This window comes from Rossellomorea sp. KS-H15a (genome assembly GCF_024195245.1).
In the GTDB taxonomy this organism is placed as follows: Bacteria; Bacillota; Bacilli; order Bacillales; family Bacillaceae_B; genus Rossellomorea; species Rossellomorea vietnamensis.
Map to the genome: position 1 here is coordinate 3,430,593 of NZ_CP096886.1, position 16,062 is coordinate 3,446,654.

At 43.8% G+C, this 16,062-nt stretch carries 17 protein-coding genes; 1 reads left to right on the forward strand and 16 read right to left on the reverse strand.

Translation table 11 applies throughout. The annotated features are described in order from the left end of the window. Window positions 1–4: 4 nt before the first annotated feature. The 4 genes from dnaG to M1J35_RS17615 all read right to left on the reverse strand — a co-directional run bounded on the left by dnaG (window position 5) and on the right by M1J35_RS17615 (window position 4,363). Window positions 5–1,816 (reverse strand): DNA primase, encoded by a 1,812-nt coding sequence (gene dnaG, locus M1J35_RS17600; protein ID WP_224519497.1) that lies wholly within the window; start codon window positions 1,814–1,816, stop codon window positions 5–7. 44 nt (window positions 1,817–1,860) lie between these two features. Beyond that, the gene (locus tag M1J35_RS17605; protein WP_224521051.1) at window positions 1,861–2,328 is read right to left on the reverse strand and encodes a YaiI/YqxD family protein; all 468 of its coding nucleotides are present in this window, start codon (window positions 2,326–2,328) and stop codon (window positions 1,861–1,863) included. Between the two features lie 582 nt (window positions 2,329–2,910). Continuing rightward, window positions 2,911–3,723: a pyruvate, water dikinase regulatory protein gene (locus M1J35_RS17610; protein ID WP_224521050.1), complete on the reverse strand. Its 813-nt coding sequence runs from the start codon at window positions 3,721–3,723 to the stop codon at window positions 2,911–2,913. 13 nt (window positions 3,724–3,736) lie between these two features. Continuing rightward, entirely contained in the window at window positions 3,737–4,363 is a 627-nt protein-coding gene (locus M1J35_RS17615) for a transcriptional regulator CcpN (protein WP_061811336.1), read from the reverse strand. Window positions 4,364–4,826: 463 nt separating this feature from the next. Between M1J35_RS17615 and M1J35_RS17620 the strand changes: the two genes are divergently transcribed. Beyond that, window positions 4,827–6,200, forward strand: coding sequence for a glycine--tRNA ligase (locus M1J35_RS17620; protein ID WP_224519496.1), 1,374 nt, complete (start codon window positions 4,827–4,829; stop codon window positions 6,198–6,200). A 72-nt stretch (window positions 6,201–6,272) separates the two neighbouring features. Here the strand turns inward: M1J35_RS17620 and recO are convergent, their stop codons facing one another. The 12 genes from recO to floA all read right to left on the reverse strand — a co-directional run bounded on the left by recO (window position 6,273) and on the right by floA (window position 16,060). Further along, window positions 6,273–7,025 carry a DNA repair protein RecO gene (recO, locus tag M1J35_RS17625; RefSeq protein WP_159362247.1) on the reverse strand — a complete coding sequence of 251 codons (753 nt, stop codon included), beginning with the start codon at window positions 7,023–7,025 and terminating at the stop codon, window positions 6,273–6,275. Between the two features lie 45 nt (window positions 7,026–7,070). Further along, entirely contained in the window at window positions 7,071–7,214 is a 144-nt protein-coding gene (locus M1J35_RS17630; RefSeq protein ID WP_224519495.1) for a YqzL family protein, read from the reverse strand. 106 nt (window positions 7,215–7,320) lie between these two features. Further along, entirely contained in the window at window positions 7,321–8,241 is a 921-nt protein-coding gene (era, locus tag M1J35_RS17635) for a GTPase Era (RefSeq protein ID WP_254651829.1), read from the reverse strand. Further along, a complete protein-coding gene (locus M1J35_RS17640; protein ID WP_034757514.1) occupies window positions 8,234–8,632 on the reverse strand; it encodes a cytidine deaminase in 399 nt (132 codons plus the stop codon). The genes era and M1J35_RS17640 overlap by 8 nt, the downstream gene beginning before the upstream one ends. 249 nt (window positions 8,633–8,881) lie before the next feature. Then, the gene (locus M1J35_RS17645; RefSeq protein WP_224519494.1) at window positions 8,882–9,268 is read right to left on the reverse strand and encodes a diacylglycerol kinase family protein; all 387 of its coding nucleotides are present in this window, start codon (window positions 9,266–9,268) and stop codon (window positions 8,882–8,884) included. Continuing rightward, window positions 9,249–9,722 carry an rRNA maturation RNase YbeY gene (gene ybeY, locus M1J35_RS17650; protein WP_034757509.1) on the reverse strand — a complete coding sequence of 158 codons (474 nt, stop codon included), beginning with the start codon at window positions 9,720–9,722 and terminating at the stop codon, window positions 9,249–9,251. The genes M1J35_RS17645 and ybeY overlap by 20 nt, the downstream gene beginning before the upstream one ends. 2 nt (window positions 9,723–9,724) lie before the next feature. Beyond that, window positions 9,725–11,884: an HD family phosphohydrolase gene (locus tag M1J35_RS17655; protein ID WP_254651830.1), complete on the reverse strand. Its 2,160-nt coding sequence runs from the start codon at window positions 11,882–11,884 to the stop codon at window positions 9,725–9,727. Window positions 11,885–12,068: 184 nt separating this feature from the next. After that, window positions 12,069–13,028: a PhoH family protein gene (locus M1J35_RS17660; RefSeq protein ID WP_034757504.1), complete on the reverse strand. Its 960-nt coding sequence runs from the start codon at window positions 13,026–13,028 to the stop codon at window positions 12,069–12,071. A 3-nt stretch (window positions 13,029–13,031) separates the two neighbouring features. Continuing rightward, window positions 13,032–14,219, reverse strand: coding sequence for a sporulation protein YqfD (gene yqfD, locus M1J35_RS17665; RefSeq protein ID WP_254651831.1), 1,188 nt, complete (start codon window positions 14,217–14,219; stop codon window positions 13,032–13,034). An 11-nt stretch (window positions 14,220–14,230) separates the two neighbouring features. Beyond that, a complete protein-coding gene (yqfC, locus tag M1J35_RS17670) occupies window positions 14,231–14,515 on the reverse strand; it encodes a sporulation protein YqfC (RefSeq protein WP_061811343.1) in 285 nt (94 codons plus the stop codon). A gap of 57 nt (window positions 14,516–14,572) precedes the next feature. Further along, window positions 14,573–15,034 carry a hypothetical protein gene (locus M1J35_RS17675; protein ID WP_061811344.1) on the reverse strand — a complete coding sequence of 154 codons (462 nt, stop codon included), beginning with the start codon at window positions 15,032–15,034 and terminating at the stop codon, window positions 14,573–14,575. A gap of 30 nt (window positions 15,035–15,064) precedes the next feature. Then, complete coding sequence (floA, locus tag M1J35_RS17680) at window positions 15,065–16,060, reverse strand: flotillin-like protein FloA (RefSeq protein WP_094075155.1); 996 nt, start codon at window positions 16,058–16,060, stop codon at window positions 15,065–15,067. Window positions 16,061–16,062 lie beyond the last annotated feature (2 nt).

The following is a 16,062-nucleotide window of genomic DNA, read 5'->3' on the forward strand; positions in this document are numbered from 1 at the left end:
AACTTTATAGAGACTTACGCAGCTGTAAGATTTCCATTGCTATTTGTGCTTCCTGCCTATAATCCTTTAGTCTTTCCGCTTCTTTTCTTTCCACTTCTTTTTCTTTTATTCTCAACATCTTTTGATGTTTTAACACCTGGTTTACGTAATCTGTCAATTCCTGATCCGTACTTTCTTCGCTTATGGACATCATTTCGATTTCCGTCACGATCCTTCTGAGCCTTTCATCGGGAAGGTACCCGATAAACGAACTGGCACTTGGAGGCAGACCTTCTTCGTAATAACCCAATAAATAAGTAATAATAGCTTGATGCTCATCAATATTGAGGTTCGTGCCTGCAAGCCACTCCTGAATCTTATAAGCAGTATTCGGATCCTTCAGCATGTAAGCAATCAACCTTCGCTCAGCGGTTTGATATGCAGGCAAGAGCCTGGACTGGGTGGATTGTTTGAAATTCCCTTGCATACCGACCTGTTTAGGCGGTTTAGGAACGCGGTTTTCCGGCCCTTGCAATTCAGATAGCTGTTGTTGAAGAGCCTCTAACGATAGTTCGAACTCATCAGCCAAGTATCTTACATAATAATCCTTTTCAACCGCTTTACTTAATTGAGTAATTTCCTTTAGTATGTCTTCTATATACTTAAGGCGATCTCCTTCATCATTTAAGTTTTTATTCAGTTTATAATACCGAAGCTTAAACGCCATTAACGTTAAACTTGCCCCTATTACATCCTGTTGGAATCGTTCTGAACCATATTTGGCAATGTAGTCATCAGGGTCTAATTGTTCGGGCATCACCGCTACGCGTATGTCCAACCCATGCTTATGAAGAAGCTTTCCGGCTCTGAATGCGGCTTCCACTCCGGCAGAATCACCATCGTAACAAATGATGATGGAATCCGTTAATCGCTTTAACAGGCCTATTTGCTGTTCCGTCAACGAAGTACCCATGGTGGCTACCCCGTTTTCAACACCGGCTTCGCTCGCTGAAATAACATCTGCGAATCCCTCAAATAATATCGCCTGCTGCTTTCTTCTTATCATGGATCGTGCATCATGATAATGATAAAGGATGCTGCTTTTATTAAAGATCTTCGTTTCAGGGCTGTTTAAGTATTTCGGCTGATCATCCGCATCGATCGTCCTGCCTGAAAATGCGACGGTATTTCCTTTTGTATCCACAATGGGGAACATGATTCTTCCCCTGAAGCGATCGAGGAAGGAATCGTCTTTTTCCCTTCTGACGAGTAACCCCGCGGCTTCCATCAGTTCAAGGGAGTAACCCCTCTTCTCCAGGAACTTGACCGTGAAATCCCAACTTGGGAGTGACCATCCAATCTGGAATTTCGTGATGCTTTCCGTTGTAAAGCCCCTTGCAAGCAGATATTCCAGTGCTTCCTGACCTTCCTTTGTATTTAGAAGGAGATGATGGTAAAATTTACTTAATAAACTGTGAGCTTCCAACATTTGCTTCTCATCCTCTTGAGGAGGAAGCGGTTGATCCGATGAAGGTGTTTGGATGGAAATTTCTTCGCCGACTCTTGCTCCGAGCTTCTGAGCCGCTTCGAGAAAGCTAAGGCCGTCTACATCCATGAGAAACGTAAATGCGTTTCCTCCTGCACCACATCCAAAGCAATGAAAAATTTGTTTGTCGGGAGAAACAGAAAAAGATGGAGTGTTTTCTCCATGGAACGGACATAAACCAAAATAATTTCTGCCCTGCTTTTTCAGTTGTACATAATCACTGACAACATCGACGATATCGGTTGACGATAAAATTTTATTTAACTTATCTTCAGGGATTCTTTCAGACATACTCTATCACCTGTTTTTATTTACCCTCTTAATCCATTCTGTACTTATTGCGATTCTCCTGCAATTTCCGACAAGATTTTATCGAAGGACGTACAAAATGTTTCTCTGTCTTCATTTGTAAAAGGCTTGGGACCTTTTCCATAGTTGCCTCTCCTGCGTTCTTTGGCAGCGACATACCGATAATCGAGTGCCGTGACAATACTCTCTTCCCTGTAGGCTTTTCCCCTGGGAGAGATGGCATAAACTTTTTTCGGTAATACCAGACTTGCAAGCCCTATGTCCTGTGTGACCAAAACATCTCCTGCCTTTACATGATTCATGATGTATAAGTCTGCCGCTTCTTTCGAACTATCCACATACACCCATTCACCTTCATCAGGTGTGTTCTTCCTGTGGGCATGGGAAGCAACAAAAATGATTTTAAAGCCATACCCTCTTGTTATTTTAATGATTTCCTGTTTTACCGGGCAAGCATCCGCGTCTACATATACGGTAGGGTTATGTTCGCTAATACTAACTATTCTACATCACTCCGTATTATCCTTCTCTCTTTTTAGAACTTTCCCAGAGATTTGATTAAAATTGTCGAATTTTAATTCAGACGAGACTTGACATATCACAATAATTAGTTTATTCCTTAAGAGTTTAGTCTAAACCTATTTTAAATATTTTTATCACAATTTTTTATTATAGTATAATCGGACAAGTTTGACCACTATAAAAACTTAATTCCTTTAGGTTTTTCTTTATGTTTGAATTTCATCAAACATAAAGAAGCGAGTGCTGGTTGATTTCCGCTTCAGGTGCTCGCTTTCCGCGGGGCTGGCGGTGAGCCTCCTCGGGCTTTGCCCTGCGGGGTCTCACCTGTCCAGCGTTTCCCGCAGGAGTCGAGCACCTTCCGCTCCAATCAACTTTGAAGGATAAGTTTTCACTAAAACTATAGAGATTATCAAAACCACCCCATCATTCTCTCGGTGCAGATGATATCGATTAAATAGTTCTAGTGTGTGTAAACGGCCTAAATAAAAGATGATTCCCCCATTTTCCAGGGGGAATCATCTTTTTATGTACACGGTCAACATGATGACCGCCGATCATTCGTGGCTGTTTTGGTAAATATTCGTAATGACATTGGCTGTTTCTTCGACAGCTTTGTTGGTAACATCGATGACGTGACAGCCGATGCGGTCCGTTATTTTTTCGAAATACGTCAGTTCGTCTTCTATACGTTTAATATTGGCGTAGCTCGCCTGATCGTTCAATCCGAGAGATTTCAATCTTTCCCTGCGGATCGTATTCAGCTTTTCAGGGCTGATTTTTAATCCGAAGCATTTCTTCGGTGAAACCATGAATAGTTCCTCCGGGGGATCTACTTCCGGTACAAGTGGAACATTCGCCACTTTGATCCTCTTCAGCGCAAGGTATTGCGACAGAGGCGTTTTTGACGTCCTGGACACTCCTACAAGCACTATATCCGCCCTGAGTATGCCCCGGGGGTCACGCCCATCATCATATTTGACGGCAAATTCAATGGCTTCCACCTTCTTGAAGTAGTCGTCATCAAGCTTCCTGACAGTCCCTGGTTCAAACAGCGGTTCCCTCTGGTAGGAAGATTGAAATTTGTCCATTAATGGACCGATGATATCAAATGCATAGAGCTCTTCCTTTTCAGATTGTTCTTTAATGTACGCACGCATATCCGGCTTTACAAGGGTGTACACAATCAACCCCTGATTGAGCTTCGCCAAGGAAATCACTTCATCGATATGTTCGGTGTCCTCTATATACGGAAAGCGCTTGATGACCGTATTGGAACCATTGAATTGGCTAATCGCCGCTTTTGTGACTAATTCAGCAGTCTCACCCACCGAGTCGGATACAACATAGATGATCGGTTCTTTCACGATCGTTCACCACCTTCTAATATTCATCTGCCAACGCAACAAATGCTTTAGTTATATTGGTCTTCGTAATCCTGCCTATGACTTCTAAATCACCCTTTTCGGTCTTTTTGATGACAGGGACAGAGTCAATTTGCTTATGAATCAAGTCCTTCGCCACTCCGATCAGCTGGTCATCCTTTTCACAAACCGTGATATTGGGCATCCTTGTCATAATAATATTCACCGGCAACGTACTGAGTTCCTGCTTTCCGATACTCGCTCTCAAAAGATCTTTACGGGACAGGACACCCACCAGGTATGTATTGGCGTCCACGACAAACAATGTTCCCACATCTTCCAGAAACATCGTTACGATAGCATCATACACGGAAACATTCTCATTCACGACAACTGGAATCGATTGATAATCCTTGACGAATATTTTGTTCAGGTTCTCCGTCAGCAGCTGTGTCCCTGTTTTCCCTGTATAGAAATACCCTACCCTCGGACGGGCATCCAGGTAACCTGCCATGGTCAGGATGGCAAGGTCGGGTCTGAGAGTCGCCCTGGTTAAATTTAATTGATCCGCAATCTGTTCACCAGTGATAGGGCCATTGTCTTTCACTATTTGCAGAATATGTTCTTGACGCTTATTAAGTTCGATTGTTACTCACCACCTAACGGTCCAACGATTTATGTTATACTTTATATTAAATATTATATACTATTCACCCAAAATGAAAAGAGCATATTATCATCCATTTGTGACAACCTATAGCTAAATTTCACTTTACAAAGAGTATCTTCTTTTGAACGAAACTTCAAATCTTTTCTCTTCTCTCAATCATTAGTTGTTTTTATTTCTTTATCATGATAAAATGTCATCATCTTATAACCAATAAGGCTATGATGGATCAATAATCCTTGCTAAACGATAAGCGACTGGGGACGGTGAAAGCCCAGAAGGCATGGAAACGGCAATCCGGAGCTATTTACCGTTTAAAAGTGGGTATACCTTCACGTATATCAACTAGGGTGGAACCGCGAGTAACAAGCTCGTCCCTAGGCCTCAAGCGCCTAAGGACGAGCTTTTTTATTTACATAAATGATGAAAAGGAGTGACTTATATGTCAATGGAACAAGTAGTCAACTTAGCAAAGCACAGGGGGTTTGTCTTCCCAGGTTCTGAAATTTACGGAGGACTTGCCAACACATGGGATTACGGTCCGCTTGGTGTAGAGCTGAAAAACAATATCAAAAAAGCCTGGTGGAAAAAATTCGTACAGGAGTCCCCTTACAATGTGGGCCTTGATGCAAGTATCCTGATGAATCCGCAAACATGGGTAGCTTCCGGACACGTTGGAAACTTCAATGACCCGATGATCGACTGTAAGCAATGTAAAACACGTCATCGTGCAGATAAAATCATCGAAAACGCCCTGGAAGCAAAAGGGATCGAGATGATCGTCGACGGCCTTTCATTCGAGAAAATGGAAGAAATCATCAAAGAGCATGACATTGCATGCCCAGATTGCGGAAGCCACGATTTCACGGATATCCGCCAATTTGATCTTATGTTCAAAACTCATCAGGGAGTAACAGAATCTTCTACAAATGAAATTTATTTACGTCCAGAAACAGCACAGGGGATCTTTGTAAACTTCAAGAACGTTCAACGATCCATGCGTAAGAAGATGCCATTTGGTATTGCGCAAGTGGGTAAAAGTTTCCGAAACGAAATCACTCCAGGTAACTTCACATTCAGAACCCGTGAATTCGAACAGATGGAACTGGAATTCTTCTGCAAACCTGGTGAAGACCTAGAGTGGTTCTCGTACTGGCGCGAATTCTGTAAAAACTGGTTACTGAATCTTGGAATGAGCGAAGACAATATGAGACTCCGTGACCATGATCAGGATGAATTATCCCATTACAGCAACGCGACTACGGATATCGAATACAAATTCCCGTTTGGCTGGGGTGAGCTTTGGGGTGTGGCAGATCGTACAGACTTCGACCTGAAGCGTCACATGGAACATTCAAATGAGGACTTCCACTACATGGATCCACAAACGAATGAAAAATATGTACCATACTGCATCGAGCCTTCCCTTGGGGCTGACAGGGTAACCCTTGCATTCCTATGTGATGCGTTCGAAGAAGAAGAACTCGAAAACGATTCACGTACCGTCTTACGTTTTCACCCGGCACTGGCTCCGTTCAAAGCGGCTGTCCTGCCACTTTCGAAAAAGCTCTCTGACGATGCATTCAAGGTGTATGAAGAGCTGTCACAGGACCTTATGATCGACTTCGACGAAACGGCATCCATCGGGAAACGTTACCGCCGCCAGGACGAAATCGGTACACCATTCTGCATCACATTTGACTTTGACTCCGTAGAAGACGGTCAAGTAACCGTACGTGACCGTGACACAATGGATCAAGTTAGAATGCCAATCAGTGAAGTGAAATCGTTCCTGCAAGAGAAAATTAAATTCTAATATCCATAAAAAATCAGGCCCATTCACAAAAAGTGAATGGGCCTTTCTATATCACAAGCAGCATCTATGTAACTAGAATAAGTCCTTAAGGTTATCCATTTGGTCCAGAAACCTCCTGGATTTTAATGTCAGACCTGAGTTTTCATCGTAATAAGTCCTGATTACCCGCTTCAATTGACGTTTCGTTTCATCTTTCACCGATATATTTCCCAATCGATTGAGATCGAAATAGTAAAATACCCTGAGAAGCTTCACAGTGCTTTGTGAGATCGGTAAATGATGTGGATCTTCACCCAAACAGCGATGACAGATGAATCCATTTTCTTTAAAGGAAAAAGCAAATTCACCATCGGTCTCCCCACATACAGCACATCCATTCAGGTGAGGGTACAACCCCATTACAGGGAGCATCTTCATTTCAAAAATATGCATCAGGATTTCCGGGTCATAGTCTTCATTCAAGTAGTGAAGAGTCTTGTAAAGCAACTCAAACAGGAAGGGGTTCGGCTTTCGGTCCTCGGTCGCTTTATCAAGGAGATCCACGATATAAGTGGCATAAGCCGTCTTAAACAGATCCTCCCTCACATGCCTCAGGGACTCTGCCATCTCTCCCTGTTGAAGGGTGCCCAGCCCGCTTCCTTTGATAAAAAGGAAATAACCATATGTAAACAATTGTGAAATGGCGGATAGACGGCTATTAGGTTTCTTTGCCCCTCTAGCCATCAATCCAATCTTTCCGAATTCCCGTGTATATATGGTAACAATTTTGTTCGACTCACCGTAATGATTCGTTCGAATGACAATTCCTTCACACTTCTGCAGCATTTAGCCACCTCCCGATCTCTGCTTTCCCGGGTGATGACACACTTATCACGTTAAAGGAAAATCTACTTCCGCTGTTTCTTCTTCAAAGCTGTAAGGATCCTCAAATGACTCCTTTTCAAGCTCCTTGAAAAGGAGATAGGTGTCAATACTTCCTGTCTGCGAAAAAAATTTCCATGTTAAGTCTAACATAAAAAACCCACCTTTCTGGATTTAAACTAGCAAGACTTCATAAGCTTTCTTGTGATTAGAATGAGCATTTTCTCTCTAAAACATGTGGCCTAAATATTGTTAATTATCAATATTCGTCGTCGCTGAACCCAAAGTCACGGAGGTTTGCAGATCGGTTACGCCAATCCTTCTGTACTTTCACCCATAGTTCGAGGTAGACCTTTGATCCCAACAGGTTCTCAATATCCACCCGCGAGCGCTTTCCGACTTCTTTGAGCATGGAACCCTGTTTGCCGATGACAATCCCCTTCTGGGAATCTCTCTCTACAATGATGGTGGCGATGACGTCGATGAGCTCCTTCTCTTCTTTCCTCTCCATCTTGTCGATCACGACCGCTATACTATGCGGAATCTCTTCCCGTGTCAGGTGCAGGACCTTTTCCCTGATCAGTTCAGATACGATAAAACGTTCTGGATGATCGGTAATCTGATCTGCAGGATAGAATTGAGGCCCTTCCGGTAATTGATCCTTCAGTAGCTGAAGCAGCTGGTCCACGTTGTTCCCTTCGAGTGCTGAGATCGGGACAGTCGCTGCAAACGGGAACAGGTCATTGTATTGTTGAATCATTGGCAGTAAGGCATCTGGATGGATCTGGTCGATCTTATTAAGGATGAGGTAGACCGGTGTTTTTACACCTTTCAGCTTCTCTATGATGAAGTGATCTCCTTTTCCCAATCCTTCTTCGACGTTCACCATGAACAATATGACGTCCACTTCTTTTAAAGTGTTCTGAGCAATCTTCATCATGAAGTCTCCCAGTTTATGTTTCGGTTTGTGTATTCCAGGAGTGTCGATGAATATCATCTGGGCATCATCGGTCGTGTATACTCCTTGAACTTTGTTGCGTGTCGTCTGGGGCTTATCACTCATAATGGCGATCTTTTGACCGATGACCCGGTTCAGGAAAGTGGATTTCCCGACGTTAGGTCTTCCAATGATGGAGATAAAGCCTGATTTGTATTCTGTGTTACTGATATGATTACTCATTTAGATCCTCCGGTGAAAAAGCTCCTGGTAATAGTTCTGCTACGGTTAATTCTTCTACATCGCCCTTCAGGTTCGTCAATACGACTTTCATTTCTTTCGGACAAAGTTCTGAAATGACCTGCCGGCATGCTCCACAAGGTGGAACAGGTCTTGCCGTGTCTGCCACAACCGCAATCATCGAATAGTCTGTATCGCCTTCTGAGTACGCCTTGAATAAAGCAGTCCGTTCAGCACAGTTACACATGCTGTACGCTGCATTTTCAATATTGCAACCGTGATAGACCTTACCGTCCTTTGACAGAAGAGCCGCTCCCACCTTGAATTTACTATAGGGTACGTATGCTTTTTCCCTCGCTAGTTTAGCTTCTTGTATCAATTGTTCTGCATTCATTGATTTAACTCTCCTTTTAACCCTTACACATTCATTTTACTACAATTTTCATAAAAGAAAATGGGCTGTTATCATTTTGTAATAAAATAGTTAGATTATTCAAACTATTTATCGATTTTGTCCTTTGCTCCACTTATTCTATACAAGTATAAGAACGTTTTCAAATGAATTAAAGGCTGCAGGGAAGAAATCGCACAATTTCTTCTCTGCAGCCTTTATTTTGCGGTCTTACACTGTCTTTTTTCCGTTTTAGTGGATCAGTTCCAAAAGCTTTGGAAGAAAGATGATGGTTCCTACGATTGCTGTACAGATTGCGAAGAGAAGGACCGAAGCCGAAGCCAGATCCTTCGCAGCTTTCGCAAGGGGATGATACCCTTCTGTGGTAAGGTCGACTGCCTTTTCAATGGCTGTATTCATCGTTTCAAGGGCAAGAACGGAAAAGACAAGGATGATCAGTATGACCCATTCCATGGCGGATACAGAAAGCAGGTAGGCAAGAAGGAAAACGACTATCCCTACGAATGAATGAATTCTGAAATTCTGTTCCGTTGCCCAGACAGATTTCATGCCTTCCGCTGCATATCCAAAGGATTTTAGGAATCGGAATAAGCCGAATTTAGTCTCTTTTGAGTCCATATTCATCTAAAATGTCCTTTTGTCTCTTGAACATCTTCTTTTCCTCTTCTTCTTCCATATGATCGTATCCTAATAAATGAAGGAAGCCATGAAGGGCAAGAAAACCTAGTTCACGGGAGACGGAATGGTTGTATTCTTCCGCCTGTTCTTTTGTCCGGTCAATGGAAATGATGATATCCCCAAGAACGCGCGGAATCCCCGCCCCTATGATTTCCACCTCATCTTCCCCTAGTTCTTCAAGAGCAAATGAAATCACATCCGTGGGCTGGTCCTTATCCCGATATTCACGGTTGATCTCACGGATACGGTCGTTGGACACGAAGGTCACGGACACTTCGCTTTCATCTTCGATCCCCTCTTGTTCAGCAGCAAAGTTCAGGATATTCTGAACCAGCTGTGTCTGTTCATCGGATACTGTTTCTGTTTCATCAATAAAGTCAATTAATAAAGTCATGCCTATTCTCCTTTTGCTTGAAGTTCGGGGTACTCGATCCTCGGATGGAAGATTCCATTCAATGTTTCACATAGAGACCTCTTCACCGTCTCTAATTGCTTTAATGAAATATCACATTCGTTAAACTGCCCGTCCTGTAGGCGGTCTTGCACAATCGAATGGACAAGCTTTTGAATTTCTGCCTGGGTGGGTGATTTCTTCGACCTGACAGCCGCTTCTACACTATCCGCAATGCTGATCACTGCCGCTTCCCTCGATTGGGGTTTAGGACCCGGATAGCGATATTCTTCTTCCTTAACATCTTTCCCTTGTTCTTTTGCCTTATAATAGAAAAATTTCAACAATGTTGTTCCGTGATGCTGCTCGGCGATGTCGATGATTTCCTTTGGCAATTTATGTTTTCGGAGCATCTGGGCTCCATCTGAAGCATGACTAATAATAACATCCCTGCTTGTTTCAGGCGAGACCCTGTCATGGGGATTCCCCATATTCAGCTGATTTTCAATGAAGAAATGCGGTCGTTTGGACTTTCCTACATCATGATAGTAGCATCCGACCCTGGCGAGTAACCCGTTGGCCCCGATGGCTTCACACGCTGCTTCCGCAAGGTTCGCCACCATGACACTGTGATGATAGGTGCCGGGCGCATCGGTCAACAGCTTCTTCAATAACGGCTGTGTAGGGCTAGAGAGCTCGACCAGTCTCATGGAGGAAAGAATCCCGAATCCCGCTTCGAAAAACGGGAGGAAACCGATCGTCAGGATGGAAGACATGATCCCCGATAACAGGGCAAACACTAAATAATACACGTATTCACTATTAGAATAGGAAGTACCGCTCAATAGGATTAAAAATCCAAGGATCAGGATATTGACAAGTGCTACATAGATCCCCGCCCTTAAAATATTCGAACGCTGATTTCGACTCACAAGGAAAAGAATCCCTGATACACCGCTGAATAACGTATAAATCGCAATTTCGATATCGATGGATCCGGAGAACTGCTGGTGAAACACGATACTCGAGCAGGCAGAAAGGATGAACACCATCATCATGGCGATCCGTTCGTTCAGTAAGATCCTCAATATCATACCCGTGAACGCCGCCGGGAATATGAAGGCAATATCATTGATTTCCAGCTGTTCGATCAGTCCTACGATCTTCATGATCAAGAGGGATATGACAAATACGATGCTTGTCAGGATCAGATAATTCTGCTTTCTTTCCTCGGTCACTTCAAGTGTGTAGAAGAAATAATATAGTGAACTTATCACCACAAGGACGAAGAGTGCCAGTCCGACATACGGTTTGAAGGAGAATGTATCCTCCACCATCCCCAGAGTCTTCAGGATGCTGTATATTTTAGGTGTGATCAGATCCCCATCTTCTACGATGACGCCTCCTTCAATGATTTCAACCTTTTCCACGTTTGCTTCGGCAAGCTTCTTTAACTCATCTGTTTTTTCAGCATCGTAGTAAAGCGTCGGCTCAATGGCGACTTTCCCGAGCTTGATGGCAGCAGTGGTTAAATCATCTTTAAATGAATAGTTGGTGATCCGTTGTTCCAGATTCAATTTCGCTTCATTTAATTCTTCTTCTTTGACGCCGTTTTCCATGATGATTTTCATTTGGGTGGTAACGATGGTCTCTATGCGGGACAAGTCATCTTCTGACGCCTGGAGGAGCGTCTTTAACACGTCATCACTCAGACTGTTGGTGACATTATTATTTTTATCCTTCGGCAATTTGGCTTTCAGGAGCTTCAGCTGTTCAGTTGTATCCGTACTTGTAGACGGTTTTAGATTTTCCTCGTCCCCCGCCTGCTGTTTCGACTCCTCCTTCACTTCATTTACACTTTCCAACAGAGAGTGGATCAATGAAGTAGAGTTATCGATCGCCCCTTCTTTCGGAGTATACACACTTGCGACTTCGGCCTTTGCTTCTTCCTTCTTCTTCGCGGTGGCCTCCTCATCGACGAATTTCTTAGGTGCCCTTATCGTGGTGGGGGCATCTTCATATAAATGAATATCCAGCGTTTTCGGTGTCACATTTCCATATAGGACACCGAATACAATGATGCCGAGCAGTACAAATAAGAGATTGGTAAATAATCGGTAGCTGAGAAAGCTCCTTATTTTAAGTAGAAATGGGTGAGTTTGCATAAAGAACCCCCTGTTATGTATAAACAATTTCTGATGGCCATAGGTAAAGCAATTAGCAATTATGTAAAATGATAACAGTTTTTGACTTATTTATCTATGTATAGCACAACAAAAAAAGATTGATCCATGGCCACACCGGATCTTATGATGACGGCATGGATCAACTGGATCAATCTCTCTTTGTCTATTTTTCGATTGTTTCATAGGCATCGATGATTTTCGCGACCAACGGATGACGGACTACATCGGCTTGATCGAGATAAATGAACGACACTCCTTTAACATCTTTTAAAATCCGTTCAGAAGAAATCAATCCTGACTCGCTGCCCCTGGGCAGATCCACCTGGGAACGGTCTCCCGTGATGATCATCTTGGAATCAAAGCCGAGCCTTGTCAGGAACATTTTCATTTGGGCCTTCGTCGTATTCTGGGCCTCATCAAGAATGACAAACGCATCATCAAGGGTACGGCCCCTCATATATGCCAGGGGAGCAATCTCGATGGTACCTCTCTCGATCAGGCGGGCGGTATGCTCTGCTCCCAATACATCATGCAGGGCATCATATAGGGGGCGGAGATAAGGATCCACCTTCTCCTTCAAGTCACCTGGAAGGAACCCAAGGCTTTCACCTGCTTCCACAGCAGGCCTCGTCAGGATGATCTTCTTGACCTGCCCGTTCTTTAAGGCATGTACAGCCATGACAACGGCTAAATAGGTCTTCCCTGTTCCGGCCGGTCCGATCCCGAACACCATGTCATGCTTCTTGATGGACTGGATGTATTGGCGCTGTCCCAAGGTCTTCACCCGGATCGATTTACCTTTGGCGTTCTTTGTAATCTCTTCATTGTACAACTCTGTAAAATATTCAAGCGTCCCTTGTCTGCCCATTTCGATGGCATAATGGACATCACGCTGGCCGATATTGATCCCTTTACGGATCACGGCCACCAGTCGATCAGAAATATCAACGGCGAGACTTACATCTTCTTCTTTACCTGAAACCAGCAACTCTTCGCCTCTTGTTACGATCGAAACGTGTAATTCCTGTTCTATTAATTTAAGGTGAGAATCTGAAACACCGAACAAAGCGATGGCTTCATTGGGGTTTTCAAGTTGTAATTTCATTAAGATTTCATCTGACATTCGTTAGTCTCCTTGAATAAGTGGTTGTCCTTCTGCAATATTTTCTATTACTTTGAAGTGAATGGTTACCCTAACTTTACCATTCTCCACCTTTTCTTGCAAAATTTTTTCCCCTCTTATTTCTGCATCTTCCGGGAGGGAGGATTCCAGGTTACTTTTGGCAAGCTTCTTCGCAGCCTTGATCGCCTCGGATTTCGTATAGGTCCTCTCCACGTCCTCTTTTTCTTTCATGCTGCGATCAATATAATACACCGGGAGCTCCCATTTCAAAAAACGCAGCGGCTTTTTCGTTTCTTCCACAACGACGTGCTTGAATTCCGTTTTCCCGAAGCCCCAAACCTGGATATTAAGTGAACCGAAGCCGAGATAATGTTTTCTTTTCTCATTTCCGCTGAACACGATAAATCGTGACTTCAACGGGAGTTCAACCGAAGTCTTATACCATGTTTCCCCCAATATCTTCGCTTTGGCCGAGACTCCCTTCGGCTCTTTTTCATTCCCGATCAGACCCGATACAAGGAGCTGTCCCTTATTGACGTAGTCATTGACGTTCACCTGGGGATCCCCTTCTTCTACAAACATGTCGGTGATGATGGCTTTCTTTTTGGCGACAATATGCTGCAGACCGGTTGTTTCAGGGGGCATAGGGGCATTCTTTTCCACGACTTGAAAGTGAAAGGTTGTCCCCTGTAACTCCACCCCTACCCACGTGATATTATTCATCCTGTAGGATAACTCACGTTGGATGGTTTCAACATCGGGGATGTGGAACTGCATCTTCCCCTTGGAAACACCCATCTCCTCCAGTTCCTTTCGTATACTGTGCTCGGTTTGAGGGGACGCACCTTTGATCTCGATGCCCCACACCATATTGGAAAGAAGGAATACGATGACGAAGAATGCCAGTCCACCAATCATGAAGCCTGAATTTTTCAGTGATCTCCTGAATAGAAAGGGAACCCCCTGCCCTCTTAGAAATGTCACTTTACACTCGGATGCCCGTACCGCTCTTCGGAAGTTATGTACATCTTCTAAGGATAAGTAAAAGGTGATGGTTTCCGTTCCCGCCCTCTTCACATTCCAGATGGTGATACCGGCACGGAGCAATTGATTGATGACCCGCTCAACTAATCTGCCTTCCATTTTCACGAATACCTTTCCCCTCAGAAAGGTGAACCATTGATTCTTCAAATCCGTCCCTCCTATTGTTCTAAATAGATCACTTCAACGATTTTCCCCTGAAGGAGAATTTCTTCCGGAAGGATCATCTTGATGACAAATTGCTCCCCTTTTATGAGAAGTTGACCCTGTTTAAGCAGAAGCCGCACCTCCCGATCTGTGAAGGTCAACAGCCCCCGGTGATTTTCTATATAGATATGAATTTGTCCAATCATTGTGACGCGAGGAAGGTCCATCATGACATCTTCGGGTAAATCCATTTTCTGTGTCATCCATTTTCGCATCTGTTGTAAAATGCTTTTCGCCATAAAAAAAGAACCCCCTTTCATCTCATATTTATGAAATGAAAAGGGGTTTCATCACTTTTATTTTTGATGATGCCGTTTTTTTGATTTCGGAGGGCCGAACACCTCTGAAAAAATAAATCCTTTTACGATATCATCTTCATTTTTGAAATCGAGAATGGGACCTGAATTCTCCCGAATCCTCTTCGCCCGGTTTTGGTGGGCTTCAAGCTTCCTGGAATATCGTTCTTCTTGTTTCTGAAGACTGGAATAAGCAGATTCCGTCTCCCTCTTCTTATCTTCCAAACGGGTTTGGATGGAGGAAACGGCCTCTTTTACAGGCTCTTTGTATGACCTTGGTTCCCTCCGCCCGGTTCGTTCCCGCTCAACTCTTTCCCTGCCTCTTCCAACAGGCTCTGGAGAAGCGGGAGAGGCCGTTTGAATCGGCTTCTGCCTCACGGGTTTATTGGATGGAGGCTGTTTCATTTTATTGAATATGGATGTGATGATCCCGATCAAAATAAATAAGATCAATGATTCCATGGAGATACCTCCTTTCTGAACAAAGGGAGCTTACTTATCACTCTTCGGATCTTTTTTATCCCCTGTCAGCTTTCCGATCGAGTCTCTCATTTCTGTATCGGCATCAATATTCTTTATGTTCATATAGTCCATCACACCGATGTTACCTGACCTGAGTGCTTCAGCCATGGCAAGAGGCACTTCTGCTTCCGCTTCCACAACTTTCGCCCTCATTTCTTCTACCCTTGCTTTCATTTCCTGCTCATTGGCAACGGCCATCGCTCTTCTTTCTTCCGCTTTCGCTTGAGCAATGTTCTTATCAGCTTCCGCTTGTTCTGTTTGCAGTTCTGCTCCGATATTCTTGCCGATATCAACGTCCGCAATATCAATCGAGAGAATTTCAAATGCCGTACCTGCGTCCAGGCCTTTTGAAAGGACCGTTTGAGAAATCAGATCCGGATTTTCCAATACCTTCTTGTGGTTGTCGGATGAACCTATAGTAGATACAATCCCTTCCCCTACACGGGCAACGATCGTTTCTTCCCCGGCACCCCCGACAAGGCGGTCGATATTCGCACGGACCGTAATACGCGCTTTCGCCTTCACTTCAATTCCATCCATGGCCACACCCGCGATGAACGGTGTTTCGATCACTTTAGGGTTAACACTCATTTGAACCGCTTCAAGTACGTCACGACCAGCAAGGTCAATCGCCGCAGCACGCTCAAAGGTCAATTCAATATTTGCACGATGAGCCGCAATCAGTGCATTGACCACTCTGTCTACGTTACCGCCTGCTAAATAGTGACTCTCCAGCTGATTGATCGTTACCGTGATTCCTGCTTTATGGGCTTTAATTAATGGATTGATCACACGACTCGGGATAACACGTCTTAATCTCATCCCCACTAGTGTAAAAATACTGATCCTGACTCCTGCCGCGATTGCTGAAATCCACAGCATGACTGGTACAAATGTAAATAATACAGCTAAAACGATAATGCCCACCACAATCGCAACGAGCAGTAGAATCGTACTTGGTCCTATAA

What these genes read in the sequence shown, in the direction of transcription:
- ybeY (WP_034757509.1), bottom strand. Translation starts at nt 9,722, where the DNA reads ATGACTTTATTAATTGACTTTATTGATGAAACAGAAACAGTATCCGAT.
- M1J35_RS17660 (WP_034757504.1), bottom strand. Translation starts at nt 13,028, where the DNA reads ATGTCAGATGAAATCTTAATGAAATTACAACTTGAAAACCCCAATGAA.
- M1J35_RS17640 (WP_034757514.1), bottom strand. Translation starts at nt 8,632, where the DNA reads ATGAATGCAGAACAATTGATACAAGAAGCTAAACTAGCGAGGGAAAAA.
- M1J35_RS17645 (WP_224519494.1), bottom strand. Translation starts at nt 9,268, where the DNA reads ATGGACTCAAAAGAGACTAAATTCGGCTTATTCCGATTCCTAAAATCC.
- yqfC (WP_061811343.1), bottom strand. Translation starts at nt 14,515, where the DNA reads ATGGCGAAAAGCATTTTACAACAGATGCGAAAATGGATGACACAGAAA.
- recO (WP_159362247.1), bottom strand. Translation starts at nt 7,025, where the DNA reads ATGCTGCAGAAGTGTGAAGGAATTGTCATTCGAACGAATCATTACGGT.
- M1J35_RS17675 (WP_061811344.1), bottom strand. Translation starts at nt 15,034, where the DNA reads ATGGAATCATTGATCTTATTTATTTTGATCGGGATCATCACATCCATA.
- M1J35_RS17620 (WP_224519496.1), top strand. Translation starts at nt 4,827, where the DNA reads ATGTCAATGGAACAAGTAGTCAACTTAGCAAAGCACAGGGGGTTTGTC.
- M1J35_RS17655 (WP_254651830.1), bottom strand. Translation starts at nt 11,884, where the DNA reads ATGCAAACTCACCCATTTCTACTTAAAATAAGGAGCTTTCTCAGCTAC.
- dnaG (WP_224519497.1), bottom strand. Translation starts at nt 1,816, where the DNA reads ATGTCTGAAAGAATCCCTGAAGATAAGTTAAATAAAATTTTATCGTCA.
- M1J35_RS17630 (WP_224519495.1), bottom strand. Translation starts at nt 7,214, where the DNA reads ATGTTAGACTTAACATGGAAATTTTTTTCGCAGACAGGAAGTATTGAC.
- era (WP_254651829.1), bottom strand. Translation starts at nt 8,241, where the DNA reads ATGAGTAATCATATCAGTAACACAGAATACAAATCAGGCTTTATCTCC.